1 protein-coding gene and 1 pseudogene are annotated in these 751 nt (G+C 63.6%); both read right to left on the bottom strand.

The window, feature by feature from the left end:
- Nucleotides 1–306 (bottom strand): annotated as a pseudogene (locus EOA60_RS35560) (PIN domain-containing protein); the annotation flags it as partial.
- A partial coding sequence (locus EOA60_RS35565; RefSeq protein WP_128312759.1) for an ImmA/IrrE family metallo-endopeptidase occupies nt 303–751 on the bottom strand: 449 nt, incomplete at its 5' end. The pseudogene EOA60_RS35560 and the gene EOA60_RS35565, both read right to left, overlap by 4 nt.

Below are 751 nucleotides of genomic sequence, written 5' to 3' on the forward strand. Positions count from 1 at the left end.
GGTCAGGAGGATGCCGTCCTCGTGATATTGCGTGGTGACGAGGCAAAAGCAGTCATTGGCCGACAGGCGGCCGTGCTGGCGCTTCAGCGCGAACACATCTCCCATCCGCTCAGGCGGCAGATCGAAGGTTTCCATGCCGCCATCATCGAGCAGCGCCCATTCCTGGGGTGTGAAGTCGAGCAGTTCGGATTCCCTGACCGGCAAGGGGACAACGAAGCGGTAGGGCAGGCGGCACAGAACATGCAGCAGGCTGCCCTTGCGAAGGTCGATGAGACAGGATGCATCATTGACGACGACACAGGTCACTGCTCGCGCGGCCCCCGAATTTCCCGTTCAACGGGGGAGAGCGGCAGGTGCAGAAGCTGTGCCGCGCGCACCGGCGAGATGAGCTCCTCGCCAAGCGCCCGCCAGACCAGACGCTCAAAACGCTGCGGCCGCTCGAAGGCGGCGAAGCCTTCGTGGTCGCGGATCGGTTCCGGCTCCTGCGCGCGCCATGACCGCGCATAGGTGCGGAAAGCATATTCGATCACGGATTGTGGCAGGATGCCGACCTGCCCGAGCCGCATCAGCATCGCCGCCGCCGAAACCCCGTAGAGGCGTTTCAGGCGCATGAGCTCGTGATAGGTCATGCCGTGGCGATGGGCCCCGACTTCATCGACCAGATGTTCGGTCGGCACCAGAAACGCGCCCGCAAAGCGGTTCATCGCTTTTTCGAGGCCGATATCGGGATTGCCGGTCGCACGGACGACAC

The sequence above is a fragment of the Mesorhizobium sp. M1A.F.Ca.IN.020.06.1.1 genome, from assembly GCF_004023265.1.
Taxonomy (GTDB): Bacteria; Pseudomonadota; Alphaproteobacteria; order Rhizobiales; family Rhizobiaceae; genus Mesorhizobium.